This is a genomic window from Flavobacterium sp. UGB4466, assembly GCF_903469665.1.
In the GTDB taxonomy this organism is placed as follows: domain Bacteria; phylum Bacteroidota; class Bacteroidia; order Flavobacteriales; family Flavobacteriaceae; genus Flavobacterium; species Flavobacterium lipolyticum.
The window spans coordinates 1-590 of the sequence record NZ_CAGKLC010000261.1 but is presented as its reverse complement, the minus strand read 5'-3'; the positions used below and the strand labels follow the sequence as shown (position 1 = coordinate 590).

Annotated in this window: 1 protein-coding gene; it reads left to right on the top strand. The window is 35.9% G+C overall.

The window, feature by feature from the left end; translation table 11 throughout:
* Nucleotides 1–83 precede the first annotated feature (83 nt).
* Nucleotides 84–521, top strand: coding sequence for an IS200/IS605 family transposase (tnpA, locus tag JO950_RS21970; protein WP_194620508.1), 438 nt, complete (start codon nucleotides 84–86; stop codon nucleotides 519–521).
* Nucleotides 522–590: the final 69 nt, after the last annotated feature.

Below are 590 nucleotides of genomic sequence, written 5' to 3'. Positions count from 1 at the left end.
TTTATTGGTCTCAGATTCGGGTTTAAAACCCTGCAATTTATTGCAGTACTTTAGTAATGCGAAAAAATCTATATCTTTAGATTATGAGTACAGATATAAGAAAAGGTTCGCATACAGTAAGCCGATTAACATGTCATGTTGTTTGGGTTACTAAGTATAGATTTAAAGTTTTGAAAGGAGATGTTCAAAAACGTTGCCGTGAACTTTTGATACAAATATGTGAAGCCGAAGGTATTGAGATTTTGAAAGGAGTTGTGAGTTCAGATCATGTACACATGCACATTGAATATGCGCCCAAGCAGAATGTCAGCACTATTTTGAAAAGTTTAAAAGGAAGAACATCAAGAAAGCTTCAAATGGAATTTCCAGAACTCCAAGCTCGCTATTGGGGTCAGCATTTTTGGGCAAGTGGCTATGGTGTCTGGAGTACAGGAAATATTACAGATGAAATGGTAAATGATTATCTAGAACATCACAGAAGAAAAGAAGGGGATGATAATTCAAATTTCATTCTTGAATGAAATAAGAAGAGGGACTTTCAGTCCCTCGTAAAACAAACCTCTGCACTTTCAGTGCAGAGTGGTTTAGTT

Excerpts from the sequence above, each read along its gene's own strand:
- tnpA (WP_194620508.1), top strand. The coding sequence starts at position 84 with ATGAGTACAGATATAAGAAAAGGTTCGCATACAGTAAGCCGATTAACA.